Origin of the sequence: Serratia nematodiphila DZ0503SBS1 (assembly GCF_000738675.1) — a bacterium.
Classification (GTDB): domain Bacteria; phylum Pseudomonadota; class Gammaproteobacteria; order Enterobacterales; family Enterobacteriaceae; genus Serratia; species Serratia nematodiphila.
The window spans coordinates 32,042-47,269 of sequence record NZ_JPUX01000001.1; the positions used below are offsets into that span (position 1 = coordinate 32,042).

A 15,228-nucleotide genomic window follows, 5' to 3' on the forward strand; every position below is an offset into this window, starting at 1 on the left:
CAATCTCGCCACCGCATGCCGGACATTGTGAGCAAACAGCAGTAGTGGCGTCGGCATGGGGCTGACGCAAGGAGAAAGGCGTTGGAACACAAGAAAGAGTTATCCATGGCGACCATGAAAGACGTCGCCGAAATGGCGGGCGTTTCAACGGCTACCGTATCGCGTGCGCTGATGAACCCGGAAAAGGTGTCAACGCCAACGCGCCAGAAAGTGGAACAGGCCGTGCTGGCCGTGGGTTATTCTCCTCATGCTCTGTCACGCAATATCAAACGCAACGAATCCCGCACCATCCTGGTGATCGTGCCCGACATCTGCGATCCGTTTTTCGCCGATGTGATCCAGGGGATCGAACAGACCGCGGCCCAACAAGGTTATCTGGTGCTGATCGGCGACTGCGCGCAGCAAAATCAGCAAGAGCGCACCTTCGTCAATCTGATCATCACCAAACAGATCGACGGTATGCTGCTGCTGGGCTCCAACCTGCCGTTCGACGCCAGCAAGGAAGAGCAGCGCAACCTGCCGCCGATGGTGATGGCCAACGAGTTTGCCCCTGAGCTGGAACTGCCGACGGTGCACATCGATAACCTGACTGCCGCCTTTGAAGCCGTGCATTATTTGCATCAATTGGGCCACCGGCAGATCGCCTGCGTCGCCGGGCCGGAACAGATGCCGCTGAGCCATTATCGGCTGCAGGGTTACGTTCAAGCGCTACGTCGTAATGGCATTACCGTCGAAAGCAGCTATATTACCCGGGGTGATTTTACCTACGAAGCCGGCGCGCAAGCGCTGACGGCGCTGATGGCTCAGCCGAAACCGCCGACGGCGGTGTTCTGCCACAGCGACGTCATGGCGATCGGCGTGCTGTCCCAGGCGAAGAAAATGGGGCTGCGGGTACCGCAGGATCTGTCGATCGTCGGCTTTGACGACCTCAAGCTGGCGCAGTATTGCGATCCGCCGCTGACCACGGTGGCGCAGCCGCGCTTCCAGATCGGCCAGCAGGCGATGTTGCTGCTGCTGGAGCAGTTGAACGGCCAAACGGTGGCCAGCGGCTCCCGGCTATTGGACAGTGAATTGATTATCAGAGGCAGCACCGCTGCCCCGAAACGCTAGTCAAATATTTTAGGGTTCAGTAACATGACGGACTTATCCTCTCATCAGGACACAGCGGAATAATAGTGGCACAAAAAGACTATGTAAGCCGTGGGCGCGCAGCAGGAGCTAAGCGTAAAACCCCCAGCCGTAAAAAACGCAGTTCTCCGAAGGTTTCCAAAACCGTGCTGGCGTTAGCCGCCGCGTTGCTGGTTGTCTTTGTCGGTGGCCTCTATTTCATTACGCACAACAAGCCGGAAGACGCGCCGTTGTTGCCTGCGCACACCACTCGCCCGGGCAACGGCCTGCCGCCGAAGCCGGAAGAGCGCTGGCGCTATATCAAAGAGCTGGAAAACCGGCAGATCGGCGTGCAAACCCCGACCGAACCGACGGCCGGCGGCGAGCTCAATTCCAAAACTCAGCTGACCGCCGAACAGCGGCAGTTGCTGGAACAAATGCAGGCCGACATGCAGCAGCGTCCGACGCAGCTGAATGAAGTGCCGTATAACGATCCGGGCCAGGCCAACGCGCGCAGCAACCGCCAGCAGCAGCAGCAGATGCAACAACCGCAAATGCAGCAGCAGCCGGTACAGCAACAGCAGCAGGTCACTCAGCCGCCGCGCAACCCGTTCAACAACGGGGCCACCATCGCGCCGGTGCAGCAGCACCAGCAGCCGAAGCCGGCCACCCAGCAACCGGTGCAGGTGAAACAGCCTGAGCCGAAGCCGCAACCGAAGCCGGAGCCCAAACCGGAAGTGAAACAGGAAACGGCCAAGCAGGAAACCAAGCCGGAATCGAAACAGAAGTGGATGGTGCAATGCGGTTCGTTCCGCGCCACCGATCAGGCTGAATCCGTGCGTGCGCGCCTGGCGTTCGAGGGCATCGAGAGCCGCATCACCGCCGGCGGCGGCTGGAATCGCGTAGTGCTCGGCCCCTACAGCAGCCGCGCCGCAGCGGACAAAACCCTTTCGCGCCTGAAGGGCGTCGGCATGTCGAGTTGCATTCCCCTCTCCGTTGGGGGTTGAAAAGCGTCAATCCCCCCCCATCTATACTCTCAATATGCCTCGTAGCGTCTGCGAAAGCAGGCGCTGCGGGGACTTCTTTCCGTCTTTAACGAGGGTCTGCTCGTGACAACAATTGTAAGCGTACGCCGCAACGGCCAGGTCGTCATCGGTGGTGATGGCCAGGCAACCCTGGGTAATACGGTGATGAAGGGTAACGTCAAGAAAGTGCGTCGCCTGTATAACGACAAAGTGATCGCCGGTTTCGCCGGTGGCACCGCTGACGCCTTCACGCTGTTTGAACTGTTTGAACGCAAACTGGAAATGCATCAGGGCCACCTGGTGAAAGCCGCCGTCGAGCTGGCGAAAGACTGGCGCACCGACCGCATGCTGCGCAAGCTCGAAGCGCTGCTGGCGGTCGCCGATGAAACCGCCTCGCTGATCATCACCGGCAACGGCGATGTGGTGCAGCCGGAAAACGATCTGATCGCCATCGGCTCCGGCGGCCCGTACGCCCAGGCTGCCGCCCGCGCCATGTTGGAAAATACCGAACTGAGCGCCCGCGACATCGTTGAGAAATCTCTCAACATCGCCGGCGACATCTGTATTTACACCAACCATTTCCACACCATTGAAGAATTGCCTTCCAAAGCGTAAGGATCGAATACCATGTCTGAAATGACCCCGCGCGAGATCGTCAGCGAACTGGACAGCTATATCATTGGCCAAAACAAGGCCAAACGCGCTGTCGCCATTGCCCTGCGCAACCGCTGGCGCCGGATGCAGCTCAACGAGATGCTGCGTCACGAAGTGACCCCGAAAAACATTCTGATGATCGGCCCGACCGGCGTCGGTAAAACCGAAATCGCCCGCCGTCTGGCGAAGCTGGCCAACGCGCCGTTCATCAAGGTTGAAGCCACCAAGTTCACCGAAGTGGGCTATGTGGGCAAAGAAGTGGACTCCATCATCCGCGATCTGACAGATGCCGCCATCAAAATGGTGCGCATGCAGTCGATCGAGAAAAACCGCACCCGCGCCGAAGAGTTGGCCGAAGAGCGCATTCTCGACGTGCTGATCCCGCCGGCCAAAAACAACTGGGGCCAGCCGGAAGAAAATCAGGAACCGTCCGCCGCCCGCCAGGCATTCCGCAAGAAACTGCGCGAAGGCCAGCTGGATGACAAAGAGATCGAAATCGATCTGGCCGCCGTGCCGATGGGCGTGGAAATCATGGCGCCTCCAGGCATGGAAGAGATGACTAACCAGCTGCAGTCGATGTTCCAGAACCTCGGCGGCCAGAAGCAAAAACCGCGCAAGCTGAAGATCAAAGAAGCCTTCAAGCTGCTGGTGGAAGAAGAAGCCGCCAAGCTGGTGAACCCGGAAGAGCTGAAAGAGCAGGCGATCGAAGCGGTTGAGCAGCACGGCATCGTGTTTATCGATGAGATCGACAAAATCTGTAAGCGCGGCGGCCAAAGCTCCGGTCCGGATGTCTCGCGTGAAGGCGTGCAGCGCGATCTGCTGCCGCTGGTGGAAGGCTGCACCGTGTCCACCAAGCACGGCATGGTGAAGACCGACCACATCCTGTTCATCGCTTCCGGCGCGTTCCAGACCGCCAATCCGTCGGATCTGATCCCGGAACTGCAGGGCCGTCTGCCGATCCGCGTTGAGCTGCAGGCGCTGACCACCGAAGACTTCGAGCGCATCCTGACCGAGCCGAGCGCGTCGCTGACCGAGCAGTACAAAGCGCTGATGGGCACCGAAGGCGTCAACATCGAGTTCACCGCCGACGGCATCCGCCGCATCGCCGAAGCCGCGTGGCAGGTCAACGAAAGCACCGAGAACATCGGCGCGCGTCGTCTGCACACCGTGCTGGAGCGTCTGATGGAAGATATTTCCTACGATGCGAGTGAAATTAATGGCCAATCCATTACAATTGATGCGGATTACGTGCGCAGTCATCTGGATGAACTGGTGGCGGATGAAGATTTGAGTCGTTTTATCCTATAATCGCTCAATCATTGTCTTGTCAGTCATCTGTGTGGGAGGCATTGCCTCCCACAATTATTTCTAACGGACACCGCAACTTACTGACAGAAGCGAAACATGAGCTCATCAACCTCCACCACCCCGATTTCCGCCTGGCTGGAAAGTCTACGCCCCCGCACCCTGCCGTTGGCCTTTGCCTCCATCGTGGTCGGCTCGGCGATCGCCGCCTGGCACGGCAGCCTGAAACCAGAAGTGGCGCTGCTGGCGCTGTTGACCGCCGGCCTGCTGCAGATCCTCTCCAACCTGGCGAACGACTACGGCGATGCGGTCAAAGGCAGCGACAAAGAAGATCGCATCGGGCCATTGCGCGGCATGCAGAAAGGCATGATCACCCAGGCGCAGATGAAACGGGCGCTGGTGGTGACGGTGGTGCTGATCGCCATCGCCGGCTGTTCGCTGATCGCCGTCGCCTGCGAGCAACCCAGCGACGTGGTGGGTTTCCTGGTGCTGGGCGGGCTGTCCATCGTGGCGGCCATCACCTATACCGTCGGCAACAAGCCCTACGGGTATTTGGGGCTGGGCGATATCTCGGTGCTGGTGTTCTTCGGCTGGCTGAGCGTGGCCGGTACCTACTATCTGCAGACGCACACCTTCGACAGCGTCGTGATGCTGCCCGCCACCGCCTGCGGCCTGCTGGCGACGGCGGTGCTCAACATCAACAATCTGCGCGATATCGAAAGCGATCGCGAAAACGGCAAGAATACGCTGGCGGTGCGTCTCGGCCCGCACAAGGCGCGCATTTACCATGCCCTACTGCTCGGCGGCGCAGTGCTGTGTTTCGCGCTGTTCACGCTGTTCAACCTGCACAGCCCGTGGGGTTGGCTGTTCGTGCTGGCGATCCCGCTGCTGGCGCGCCACGGCCTGCGCGTGCTGCGCGATCCGACGCCGGTAGGCATGCGGCCGATGCTGGAGCATATGGTCAAGGCGGCGTTGCTGGCCAACCTGCTGTTCGCCATCGGCGTGGCGCTCAGTTAAAAACTGATGATTTTGCCAACAGGGCGAATAAAGGGATATACTGAACATTCCTGCGGCAAACAGACGTAAAATCCTATGAAATACGATACTTCCGAACTTTGCGACATCTATCATGAAGAGGTGAACGTTGTTGAACCTCTGTTCTCCAATTTTGGCGGGCGTACTTCATTTGGCGGGCAGATCACCACGGTGAAATGCTTTGAGGATAACGGCCTGTTATTCGATCTGCTTGAAGAAAACGGTCGCGGCCGCGTGCTGTTGGTCGACGGCGGCGGTTCGGTACGCCGGGCGCTGATCAACGCCGAACTGGCGCGCCTGGCCGCCCAGAATGAATGGGAAGGCATCGTGGTATACGGCGCGGTGCGCCAGGTGGACGATCTGGAAGAGCTCGACATCGGCATTCAGGCGATGGCGGCGATCCCGGCGGGTGCCGTAAGCGAAGGCGTGGGCGAAAGCGATATCCGCGTCAACTTCGGTGGCGTCACCTTCTTCTCCGGCGACCACCTGTATGCCGACAACACCGGCATCATCCTCTCCGAAGACCCGCTCGACATCGAGTGATTTTCGGACATGAAAAAGGGCGCCTCAGGCGCCCTTTTCGTTGCTGCATGGCGTAAGGAATCAAACCTCTTCCATTTTGCCCAGCAGCGCGCGCAGGCGATCTTGCCATACGTGCTGTTCTTCTTTCAGCTGTTGGTTTTCGCGCACCAACGCTTCGTGGTTGCCGGAGGCAGCCTGAACTTCCTGCGACAGAGAGTTGTTTTTGTCTTTCAGCTCTTCAATTTCCATCTGCAACAGGGTGATGGTATCAATCGCCTGCTGTACTTTTGCTTCCAGTTTCTCAAATACTTCAAATGACATGCTTCAGTCCCCTCATGATAGCAAGGCGTACATCTATAAGTAGCGGCCGCAACGTCGGCTGCAGCTACTGCGAATATTGCATCGCGCTCAGTGACGCGCGCCATTACGAAAGGCGCGCCGGTCTCGATTCGTTAAAAACGATTGTAAGTAGCCAGTCTCCGCCTGTCTAGCAACATACCGGATCATCGCGCAGTCTGTTGCAATTTTCCTGCCCTCGCCATCAGTAAAAACTGAAAATCCCCATCGCCGCCGCCACGAGTTGTTAACGCCCCTCGCTAAACCACTGGTCAGATCACACTTTTATGGCTCAGAAAGAACACTAAACGACGCGAAATCGCTCAATTTTATGACGCGCCACACACATTTTGATTTCGCTATTTCTCGTTTATGTTCGTTAACGATAAATTTACATCACGTCCTCATTCAATAATTGGACGAGATGAAAAAACTGTGCCCATAGGCCAGATGTATACCTGGCTGAGCCTATAAACCAACAACCGCCGTTTTGCAGGACACCAACATTATGAGCCAAACCACCAGTCCGACATTAAAAGGCCAGTGCATCGCCGAGTTCCTCGGCACGGCGCTGCTGATCTTCTTTGGCGTAGGCTGCGTTGCCGCGCTGAAACTGGCGGGCGCCAGCTTCGGCCAGTGGGAAATCAGCATCATTTGGGGCCTGGGCGTCGCCATGGCCATCTATCTGACCGCCGCCATTTCCGGTGCGCATCTCAACCCGGCGGTCACCCTCGCCCTGTGGCTGTTCGCCTGCTTCGACGGGCGCAAAGTGGTGCCTTACATCATTGCGCAGATCGCCGGCGCCTTCTGCGCCGCGGCCTTGGTCTACGGGCTGTACTACAATCTGTTCTTCGACTTCGAAGCGGCCCACCACATGGTGCGCGGCAGCAACGAAAGCCTCGAACTGGCAGGCATCTTCTCGACTTACCCTAACGCGCACATCTCGGTCGGCCAGGCCTTTCTGGTAGAAATGGTGATCGCTGCAATCCTGATGTGCCTGATCCTGGCGCTGACCGACGACGGCAACGGCATTCCGCGCGGCCCGCTGGCGCCGCTGCTGATCGGTATTCTGATTGCCGTGATCGGCGCCTCCATGGGACCATTGACCGGCTTTGCGTTGAACCCGGCGCGTGACTTCGGGCCGAAACTGTTCGCCTACCTGGCCGGCTGGGGCAAAGTCGCCTTCACCGGCGCGCGCGACATCCCGTACTTCCTGGTGCCGATCTTCGCCCCTATCGTCGGCTGTGGCCTGGGCGCTTTCGGTTACCGCGCGCTGATTGGCCGCCACCTGCCGTGCGACGTCTGCGTGACGGAAGAAGAGCCCGATGCCAAGACCCAGCAGCGTAAAGCGTGATGGGTGCAGTTTTACACGGTTAACAACAGCAGGATAATTACCATGACTGTAGAAAAAAAATACATTGTCGCACTCGACCAAGGGACCACCAGCTCACGCGCCGTCGTGCTCGATCACGACGCCAACATCGTTGCAGTATCGCAGCGCGAATTCCCGCAGATCTATCCAAAGGCCGGCTGGGTTGAGCACGACCCGATGGAGATCTGGGCATCGCAAAGTTCGACGCTGGTAGAAGTGCTGGCGAAAGCCGACATCAATTCCGATCAGATCGCCGGCATCGGCATCACCAACCAGCGCGAAACCACCATCGTCTGGGAAAAAGAGACCGGCAAGCCGATTTACAACGCCATCGTTTGGCAGTGCCGCCGCACTGCCGACATCTGCGAGAAGCTCAAGCGCGACGGCCTGGAAGAGTACATCCGTCACAACACCGGCCTGGTGGTTGACCCGTACTTCTCCGGCACCAAGGTGAAGTGGATCCTGGACAACGTCGAAGGCGCCCGCGAGCGCGCCAAGCGCGGCGAACTGCTGTTCGGCACCGTGGATACCTGGCTGGTGTGGAAAATGACCCAGGGGCGCGTACACGTCACCGATTACACCAACGCCTCACGCACCATGATGTTCAACATCCACGAACTGGACTGGGACGAGCGCATGCTGGAAGTGCTGGATATCCCGCGCGCCATGCTGCCGAAAGTCCGCCCGTCCTCCGAAGTGTACGGCCAGACCAACATCGGCGGTAAGGGCGGCACGCGTATTCCTATCGCCGGTATCGCCGGTGACCAACAGGCGGCACTGTACGGCCAGCTGTGCGTTCAACCGGGCATGGCGAAGAACACCTATGGCACCGGCTGCTTCCTGCTGATGAACACCGGCAAAGAAGCGGTGCGCTCGAAAAACGGTCTGCTGACCACCATCGCCTGCGGCCCGCGCGGCGAAGTGAACTATGCGCTGGAAGGCGCGGTGTTCATCGGCGGTGCGTCTATCCAGTGGCTGCGCGACGAGCTGAAACTGATCAGCGACGCCGCCGACTCCGAATATTTCGCCACCAAGGTGAAAGACAGCAACGGCGTCTATGTGGTGCCGGCCTTCACCGGCCTGGGCGCGCCCTACTGGGATCCGTATGCTCGCGGCGCCATCTTCGGCCTGACCCGTGGTGCCAACAGCAACCACATCATCCGCGCCACGCTGGAATCCATCGCCTTCCAGACCCGTGACGTGCTGGACGCCATGCAGGCCGACGCCAACACCCGCCTGCAATCGCTGCGCGTGGACGGCGGCGCGGTCGCCAACAACTTCCTGATGCAGTTCCAGTCCGATATTCTCGGCACCCGCGTAGAACGCCCTGAAGTGCGTGAATCGACGGCGCTGGGCGCGGCGTTCCTGGCGGGTCTGGCCATCGGCTACTGGAACGATCTGGATGAAGTGAAGAGCAAAGCGGTGGTTGAGCGTGAATTCCGCCCAAGCATCGAAACCACCGAACGCAACTACCGCTACAGCGGCTGGAAAAAAGCGGTGGCTCGCGCTCAGGCATGGGAAGATCACGAGTAATCCCGAAGCTGCCGTTTCGCCAACAAGCGCTGCCTGCGGGCGGCGCTTTTTTTTGCCCCGCCCTGCCGCCACCGCGCTGTGATAGACTTTGTCAATATTTTCCTCCCTTTCTCACAGACAGGTTTGCCATGAAACGTGAATTAGCCATCGAATTCTCCCGCGTTACCGAAGCCGCCGCGCTGGCGGGCTACAAATGGCTGGGGCGCGGCGACAAGAACGCCGCCGACGGTGCGGCGGTCCACGCCATGCGCATCATGCTCAACAAAGTGGATATCGATGGGCGCATCGTGATCGGCGAAGGCGAGATCGACGAAGCGCCGATGTTGTATATTGGCGAGCAGGTCGGTACCGGCCAGGGCGACGCGGTCGACATCGCGGTCGATCCGATCGAAGGCACCCGCATGACCGCCATGGGCCAGTCCAATGCGCTGGCGGTATTGGCGGTGGGCGATCGCGGCACCTTCCTGCATGCGCCGGACATGTACATGGAGAAGCTGGTGGTCGGCCCGGCGGCGCGCGGCGCCATCGATCTCAACCGGCCATTGGCAGAGAACCTGCAGAACGTCGCCGAACGACTGGGCAAACCGCTGTCGCAGCTGACGGTGATCGTATTGGCCAAACCGCGCCACGACGGCGTCATCGCGCAGATGCAGCAGTTGGGCGTGCGAGTATTCGCCATTCCTGACGGCGACGTAGCGGCCTCCATTCTCACCTGCATGCCGGAAAGCGAGGTCGATGTGATGTACGGCATCGGCGGCGCGCCGGAAGGGGTGATCTCAGCCGCGGTGATCCGCGCGCTGGACGGTGACATGCAGGCGCGTTTGCTGCCGCGTCATGAGGTGAAAGGCGACAGCGCCGAAAACCGCCGCATCGGCGAACAGGAGTTGGTCCGCTGCCGGGAGATGGGTATCGAAGCCGGCCAGGCGCTGCGTCTGGATCAGATGGCGCGCAACGACAACGTGATCTTCTCCGCCACCGGCATCACTAAGGGCGATTTGCTGGAAGGCATCAGCCGCCAGGGCAACATGGCCACCACCGAAACTCTGTTGATCCGTGGTAAATCGCGCACCATCCGCCGTATTCGTTCGACCCACTATCTGGATCGCAAAGACCCGACGCTGCACGAATTTCTGCTGTAACGAAACAGGGCGCCGAAGGGCGCCCTGATGATTGATGACAAACCTCATACTCTTGCCAGGTTGGCAGAGAGCAGCGAACAGAAAACAAGGAAAATCAATTTATTGATTTTCGGCTGATAACCACAAAGGGGAGAAAACCCCCGCTTTTTCTCCCCTTTGTCAACGGTATGAGGGCGCCGAATGGCGCCCTGTGGTTATGCGGTATGCCCCTGATGCTGCATACGATTGGACAGCGGCCACCAGCACAGCAGGATCAGCAGCGCCATCGCGAACATCAGCAAGCCGAGGCTGAACTGCCCGGTTTGCGGCAACATGGCGGACAGCCAAGTCGCCAGACCGGACCCCATGTTCTGCATCCCGCCCACCAGTGCGCCCGCCGCGCCTGCCAGGTAAGGGAACGGCTCCATCGCCCCGGTGGTCGCCAGCGGGAACAGCATGCCGGCGCCGAAGAAGAACAGCGCGGCCGGCACGATCAGCGTCCAGATGTTCATCACGCCGAACCAGCCCGGGATCCACATCATCGCTCCCGCCAGCAGGCAGCTCAGCACCGAATGCCACATCAGGGTGTGGAAGGTCTTACCGTCGCGCCCGGCATACCAGGCGCCGAAAAACGCCGCCGGGATCGGCAGAATGAACAGGATACTGACGGTCAGACCGCTCAGCCCCAACACGCCCCCCATCAATACGCCGCAGCTGGCTTCAAATACCGCAATCCCCGCCAGCGCGCCGATCAGCATCACCAGATAGCAGCTGAAGGTACTGTCACCCAGCAGTTGGCGGAAACTGGCCAGCATGCGGCGTTTTTCCGTCTGTACCGGACGGGTCTCCGGCAGCCAGCGGAACATGGCGAAGGCAACGCAGGCGCACAACGCCAGCAGGAAGGCGTAACAGGCGCGCCAGCCGAACACCATCGCCAGCGCGCCGCCGATCACCGGCGCCAGCAACGGACTGACCAAAATCCCCATGTTCAGCAGGCTGTTGGCGTAACGCAGCGCAGTACCGGCATACAGATCGCGCGGCATGGTGCGCGCCATTACGCCCGCCACGCCGGTGCCCATGCCCTGAATCGCGCTGGCGGCGACCAGCATCGTCAGGTTGGTGGACAGCAGCGCGCCCAGCGCCCCCAACAGGAAGATCATCATGCCGGTCAGGATCACCGGCCGACGCCCGATACGATCCGATATCGGCCCGTAAATCAGCTGGGAGAAACCATAGGTCAGCAGATACGCCGCCATCACCCGCTGCACGGCGCCGGTGCGCACCGACAGATCGTGAGCGATGTCAGCAATAACGGGAACATAAATGGTTTGCGCCATCTGGCCGACGGCGACCAACAGGATAAGCATCACCAACAGGTGAAAGTTCTCTAGTTTTCTCATTATCTTCGTTAACGTTTCAACTCGTCACAGCGTCCCGGTATGGCCGTTGCAGCAGCCAGAACGGCGAGCAGCCCTCTATGGCGGCATAAGCTAATCAAATCTGATTTTTTTAGCGAGTTTCAGACAAATATTGATCCAGGTCACACTGGCAGCAAACCCGACCAGGCTCGTAAATTAAACTGTACGTCTAACGCTTTGGGGGTAAAAATTAGCGCGTTTGCAGTAGCTGCGCTTTAGCATTTAATCGATAATTATTTTCATCAACTTGAAATAAAATAACACCATAGGGATTTGGTTCATGAAAACACCTGAGCTGATTTTATTGCAGTTAAAGGCTCTCGGCCCGCACTCGGCCAAAATGCTGGCGGAGCGTCTGGACATCACGCCGATGGGCATCCGACAACATCTGCAATCCCTGGAAAAACGTGAGCTGGTTTGTTACGAAGAAGCGCGCAGCAAGGTCGGCCGCCCGACACGCTACTGGTCGCTGACCGAGCGGGGGCACGCCTACACGGCCGACGATCAGGAGCGACTGCGGGAATCCGCGCTGCAGCTGTTTGGCGGCGCCGGCGTGGAACCGTTGCTCATCGCGCGCGAAGAGCAGCTTTATCTGCGCTATGCCGAAGAGTTGTCCGCCGAGCGCAGCCATCAGGATCGGCTAACCCGCCTGGTTCGCCTGCGGCAACACGACGGTTACATGGCCGAATTGCTCGATCATCCGCACGGTGCGCTGCTGGTGGAAAACCACTGTCCGATCGGCGTGGCCGGTTCCAACTGCAGCAGCCTGTGCAATTCCGAGCTGCAGCTGTTTCACCGGCTGTTCGGCAACGACTACCGGGTAGAGCGCACCGCGCACGCCATTTCCGGCTCACGACATTGTGCTTATTTGATTCGACCACGGGAGCTTTAGAGTATGGCTGAATGGGTAAACGGCAAGGTTACGCAGGTAAAACAATGGACCGACGGGCTGTTCAGCCTGGTGGTCAATGCCCCCATCGATCCTTTCACCGCCGGGCAATTCGCCAAGCTGGCGCTGGAGATCGACGGTGAGCGGGTGCAGCGCGCCTACTCCTACGTCAATGCCCCCGATGACGCCAATCTGGAGTTCTATCTGGTCACGGTGCCAGAAGGCAAACTGAGCCCGCGCCTCAATCAGCTGCGGCCGGGCTCGGACGTGATGGTGACCAAAGAAGCCGCCGGCTTCTTCGTGCTGGACGAGGTGCCCGACTGCGACACGCTGTGGATGCTGGCGACCGGCACCGCCATCGGCCCCTATTTATCGATTCTGCAGCAAGGCGCCGGCCTGGAGCGCTTTAACAACCTGGTGCTGGTGCACGCCGCGCGCTTTGCGCGCGACCTGAGCTACCTGCCGCTGATGCAGCAACTGCAGCAACGCTACAACGGCAAGCTGCGTATCCAGACCGTCGTCAGCCGTGAAGAGACGCCCGGCTCACTGACCGGCCGCGTGCCGGCGCTGATCGAGGACGGCCGACTGGAAGCGGCGATCGGCTTGACCATCGACGCCGAAACCAGCCACGTGATGCTGTGCGGCAACCCGCAAATGGTGCGGGACACCCAGCAAACGCTGAAAGACCACCGCCAGATGCGCAAGCACCTGCGCCGCAAGCCGGGCCATATCACCAGCGAACACTACTGGTAACCCGGCGGGGATCAGCGGAACTTCACCGGTTCGGCTTCCGGGCCGAACCGATTGTCCCCCGGCGTGCCGACGAAGGCGCCCAGATCGATAGTCATCATCACGATAATCAGCGTCGGGATGAAACGCCCGACGCCCCATTGCCAGATTGGCGCCAGCATCTGCCAGTTGCCCGCCGCCAGCATCCACGCCAGGATCAGCAGCAGCGCCCACCAGCCGGCCTTGTTGCGATCGTGCAGCCGTTTGACCAGCACCGCCGCCGTCGGCCACAGCAGCGCCACGATAAAGAAGGCGATGGATTGGATGGCGACCAGCTGATAATTGGCCAACGTAAACGCCGCCGCCATCAGCACCAGCCACAGCCCCATCCAGATCCAGAAGTCGCGCCGCCCGATGCGGCCCTTAAAAGAAAAACACCACTGTTGTAACGTCATCGATTCCTGCGCTCTAAGCCTGCCCATATTCTGCGCCGCAGTGTAACATAGGCGCTGCCGGGCCGAGTTTTCCGCCTCGCATAACGCGGCGCGCCGCACAGCTTTCTCGTCAGCGAACCGATAATGGCGTGGGATCTTTGACAAGGCCTGCGGGTTATCGCTTTAATCGGAGCCATCTTTGTCCTTGATGCCATACGCCATGCTGAGAAAAACCCTCGCCATCGCCTGCCTGCTGCAGGCCGCCGCCAGCGCCTGGGCCGAACCGCCCGCCGCCGAAGCGAAACCGACTGCGCCTTACCTGCTGGCCGGCGCGCCGACCTTCGATCTGACGGTGGTCAAGTTCCGCGAGAAATACAATCGCGACAACCCCAAGCTGCCGATTGGCGAATTCCGCGCCATTCCCGCCGCCGAAGACGATTCGCCGCTGCTGACGCGCGCCGCCAGTAAACTCAACGAAAACCTGTACGCCTCCACCGCACTGGAGAAAGGTACCGGTAAAATCAAAACGTTGCAGATCACGCATCTGCCGCTGCAGCAGGCCAATGAAGAAAAAGCCGCGCGCGCCATCGCCATCACCTACATGGCGGCGCTGATGCGTCAATTCGAACCGGCGCTGACGGTGGAACAGAGTCAGAACAAGGTGAACAGCCTGCTGGAAAAAGGCAAAGGATCGCGTTTTTACCAACAGCAGGTCGGCGCCATTCGCTATGTCGTCTCGGACAACGGCGATAAAGGCGTCACCTTCGCGGTTGAACCGATTAAGCTGGCGCTTTCCGAGCCGTAACGGCGCGGCATTTAATGACGAAAAGCAAAGCCTTCGCGCTTAATGATCTCTATACTGTTGGGCAGGTAAACTGCCGGTCCGGCAGTTGTCATTTCGACTCTCGCGTTCCCTAGTTGGAGGAAAAAACATGCGTCATCCATTAGTTATGGGTAACTGGAAGCTTAACGGCAGCACCCACATGGTCAACGAACTGATCGCCGGTCTGCGCCATGAGCTGAGCAGCGTTGACGGCTGTGGCGTCGCCATCGCCCCGCCGGTGATGTATCTGGATCAGGCCAAGCATGCGCTGGCCGGCAGCCGCATCGCGCTGGGCGCGCAGAACGTGGACGTTAACCTGTCCGGCGCCTTCACCGGTGAAGTTTCCGCCAACATGCTGAAAGACGTCGGCGCTCAGTACATCATCATCGGCCACTCCGAGCGTCGCACCTACCACAAAGAAAGCGACGAAGTGATCGCCGAGAAATTCGCCGTGCTGAAAGAAGCTGGCCTGATCCCGGTGCTGTGCATCGGTGAAACCGAAGCGGAAAACGCCGCGGGCAAAACCGAAGAAGTATGCGCGCGCCAGATCGACGCCGTGCTGAAAACGCTGGGCGCACCGGCGATGAAAGGCACCGTGATCGCCTATGAGCCGGTCTGGGCCATCGGTACCGGCAAATCCGCCACCCCTGCGCAGGCGCAGGCCGTGCACAAATTTATCCGCGATCACATCGCCAAGCACGATGCCGCGGTTGCCGCTGAAATCATCATCCAGTACGGCGGTTCGGTGAACGACAAGAACGCCGCAGAGCTGTTCTCCCAGCCGGACATCGACGGCGCGCTGGTTGGCGGCGCCTCGCTGAAAGCCGACGCTTTCGCCGTGATCGTCAAAGCCGCTGCCGCAGCGAAAAAAGCCTGATTGCCTTAGGCTCGCCATAAAAAAACCCCGGCAAGCCGGGGTTTTTTAATT

At 59.6% G+C, this 15,228-nt stretch carries 16 protein-coding genes; 13 read left to right on the forward strand and 3 right to left on the reverse strand.

The window, feature by feature from the left end; genetic code table 11:
* The first annotated feature begins 81 nt into the window (after positions 1–81).
* From cytR to rraA, 6 genes are all read left to right on the forward strand, one after another.
* The gene (gene cytR, locus JL05_RS00130) at positions 82–1,110 is read left to right on the forward strand and encodes a DNA-binding transcriptional regulator CytR (protein ID WP_004931082.1); all 1,029 of its coding nucleotides are present in this window, start codon (positions 82–84) and stop codon (positions 1,108–1,110) included.
* Between the two features lie 65 nt (positions 1,111–1,175).
* The gene (ftsN, locus tag JL05_RS00135) at positions 1,176–2,114 is read left to right on the forward strand and encodes a cell division protein FtsN (RefSeq protein WP_033631323.1); all 939 of its coding nucleotides are present in this window, start codon (positions 1,176–1,178) and stop codon (positions 2,112–2,114) included.
* Between the two features lie 102 nt (positions 2,115–2,216).
* Positions 2,217–2,747: an ATP-dependent protease subunit HslV gene (hslV, locus tag JL05_RS00140; protein WP_004931085.1), complete on the forward strand. Its 531-nt coding sequence runs from the start codon at positions 2,217–2,219 to the stop codon at positions 2,745–2,747.
* Between the two features lie 12 nt (positions 2,748–2,759).
* The gene (gene hslU / locus JL05_RS00145) at positions 2,760–4,094 is read left to right on the forward strand and encodes an ATP-dependent protease ATPase subunit HslU (protein ID WP_033631324.1); all 1,335 of its coding nucleotides are present in this window, start codon (positions 2,760–2,762) and stop codon (positions 4,092–4,094) included.
* A gap of 96 nt (positions 4,095–4,190) precedes the next feature.
* The gene (locus JL05_RS00150; RefSeq protein WP_033631325.1) at positions 4,191–5,108 is read left to right on the forward strand and encodes a 1,4-dihydroxy-2-naphthoate polyprenyltransferase; all 918 of its coding nucleotides are present in this window, start codon (positions 4,191–4,193) and stop codon (positions 5,106–5,108) included.
* Positions 5,109–5,183: 75 nt separating this feature from the next.
* Positions 5,184–5,669, forward strand: a complete 486-nt coding sequence (gene rraA, locus JL05_RS00155) for a ribonuclease E activity regulator RraA (protein ID WP_004931090.1) — start codon at positions 5,184–5,186, stop codon at positions 5,667–5,669.
* A 60-nt stretch (positions 5,670–5,729) separates the two neighbouring features.
* Here rraA and zapB read toward each other — a convergent pair whose 3' ends face one another.
* Entirely contained in the window at positions 5,730–5,969 is a 240-nt protein-coding gene (zapB, locus tag JL05_RS00160; RefSeq protein WP_004931092.1) for a septal ring assembly protein ZapB, read from the reverse strand.
* Between the two features lie 523 nt (positions 5,970–6,492).
* Here zapB and JL05_RS00165 point away from each other — a divergent pair.
* The 3 genes from JL05_RS00165 (at position 6,493) to glpX (ending at position 10,028) form a co-directional block, all read left to right on the forward strand.
* Positions 6,493–7,338 carry an MIP/aquaporin family protein gene (locus JL05_RS00165; RefSeq protein ID WP_004931095.1) on the forward strand — a complete coding sequence of 282 codons (846 nt, stop codon included), beginning with the start codon at positions 6,493–6,495 and terminating at the stop codon, positions 7,336–7,338.
* Positions 7,339–7,380: 42 nt separating this feature from the next.
* Positions 7,381–8,889, forward strand: a complete 1,509-nt coding sequence (gene glpK / locus JL05_RS00170; RefSeq protein WP_004931097.1) for a glycerol kinase GlpK — start codon at positions 7,381–7,383, stop codon at positions 8,887–8,889.
* Between the two features lie 128 nt (positions 8,890–9,017).
* Positions 9,018–10,028, forward strand: coding sequence for a class II fructose-bisphosphatase (glpX, locus tag JL05_RS00175; protein WP_033631326.1), 1,011 nt, complete (start codon positions 9,018–9,020; stop codon positions 10,026–10,028).
* A 194-nt stretch (positions 10,029–10,222) separates the two neighbouring features.
* Here the strand turns inward: glpX and emrD are convergent, their stop codons facing one another.
* Entirely contained in the window at positions 10,223–11,407 is a 1,185-nt protein-coding gene (gene emrD, locus JL05_RS00180) for a multidrug efflux MFS transporter EmrD (protein ID WP_033631327.1), read from the reverse strand.
* Between the two features lie 298 nt (positions 11,408–11,705).
* On the opposite strand from emrD, the gene JL05_RS00185 reads away from it, so the two are divergent.
* Together JL05_RS00185 and fpr are read left to right on the forward strand one after the other, a co-directional pair.
* The gene (locus tag JL05_RS00185; RefSeq protein ID WP_033631328.1) at positions 11,706–12,317 is read left to right on the forward strand and encodes a helix-turn-helix transcriptional regulator; all 612 of its coding nucleotides are present in this window, start codon (positions 11,706–11,708) and stop codon (positions 12,315–12,317) included.
* A gap of 3 nt (positions 12,318–12,320) precedes the next feature.
* Positions 12,321–13,067 carry a ferredoxin--NADP(+) reductase gene (gene fpr, locus JL05_RS00190; RefSeq protein ID WP_033631329.1) on the forward strand — a complete coding sequence of 249 codons (747 nt, stop codon included), beginning with the start codon at positions 12,321–12,323 and terminating at the stop codon, positions 13,065–13,067.
* A gap of 11 nt (positions 13,068–13,078) precedes the next feature.
* On the opposite strand, the gene JL05_RS00195 is transcribed toward fpr, so the two are convergent.
* Positions 13,079–13,498 carry a DUF805 domain-containing protein gene (locus JL05_RS00195; protein ID WP_033631330.1) on the reverse strand — a complete coding sequence of 140 codons (420 nt, stop codon included), beginning with the start codon at positions 13,496–13,498 and terminating at the stop codon, positions 13,079–13,081.
* 199 nt (positions 13,499–13,697) lie between these two features.
* Between JL05_RS00195 and JL05_RS00200 the strand changes: the two genes are divergently transcribed.
* Both JL05_RS00200 and tpiA read left to right on the forward strand, forming a co-directional pair.
* The gene (locus tag JL05_RS00200; protein ID WP_033631331.1) at positions 13,698–14,282 is read left to right on the forward strand and encodes a DUF1454 family protein; all 585 of its coding nucleotides are present in this window, start codon (positions 13,698–13,700) and stop codon (positions 14,280–14,282) included.
* 127 nt (positions 14,283–14,409) lie between these two features.
* The gene (gene tpiA / locus JL05_RS00205; protein ID WP_025160373.1) at positions 14,410–15,177 is read left to right on the forward strand and encodes a triose-phosphate isomerase; all 768 of its coding nucleotides are present in this window, start codon (positions 14,410–14,412) and stop codon (positions 15,175–15,177) included.
* The last annotated feature ends 51 nt before the right edge of the window (positions 15,178–15,228 follow it).

Coding starts and splice junctions, on each gene's coding strand:
- hslU (WP_033631324.1), top strand. CDS start 2,760: ATGTCTGAAATGACCCCGCGCGAGATCGTCAGCGAACTGGACAGCTAT.
- JL05_RS00150 (WP_033631325.1), top strand. CDS start 4,191: ATGAGCTCATCAACCTCCACCACCCCGATTTCCGCCTGGCTGGAAAGT.
- rraA (WP_004931090.1), top strand. CDS start 5,184: ATGAAATACGATACTTCCGAACTTTGCGACATCTATCATGAAGAGGTG.
- zapB (WP_004931092.1), bottom strand. CDS start 5,969: ATGTCATTTGAAGTATTTGAGAAACTGGAAGCAAAAGTACAGCAGGCG.
- JL05_RS00165 (WP_004931095.1), top strand. CDS start 6,493: ATGAGCCAAACCACCAGTCCGACATTAAAAGGCCAGTGCATCGCCGAG.
- glpK (WP_004931097.1), top strand. CDS start 7,381: ATGACTGTAGAAAAAAAATACATTGTCGCACTCGACCAAGGGACCACC.
- glpX (WP_033631326.1), top strand. CDS start 9,018: ATGAAACGTGAATTAGCCATCGAATTCTCCCGCGTTACCGAAGCCGCC.
- emrD (WP_033631327.1), bottom strand. CDS start 11,407: ATGAGAAAACTAGAGAACTTTCACCTGTTGGTGATGCTTATCCTGTTG.
- JL05_RS00185 (WP_033631328.1), top strand. CDS start 11,706: ATGAAAACACCTGAGCTGATTTTATTGCAGTTAAAGGCTCTCGGCCCG.
- fpr (WP_033631329.1), top strand. CDS start 12,321: ATGGCTGAATGGGTAAACGGCAAGGTTACGCAGGTAAAACAATGGACC.
- JL05_RS00195 (WP_033631330.1), bottom strand. CDS start 13,498: ATGACGTTACAACAGTGGTGTTTTTCTTTTAAGGGCCGCATCGGGCGG.
- JL05_RS00200 (WP_033631331.1), top strand. CDS start 13,698: ATGCTGAGAAAAACCCTCGCCATCGCCTGCCTGCTGCAGGCCGCCGCC.
- tpiA (WP_025160373.1), top strand. CDS start 14,410: ATGCGTCATCCATTAGTTATGGGTAACTGGAAGCTTAACGGCAGCACC.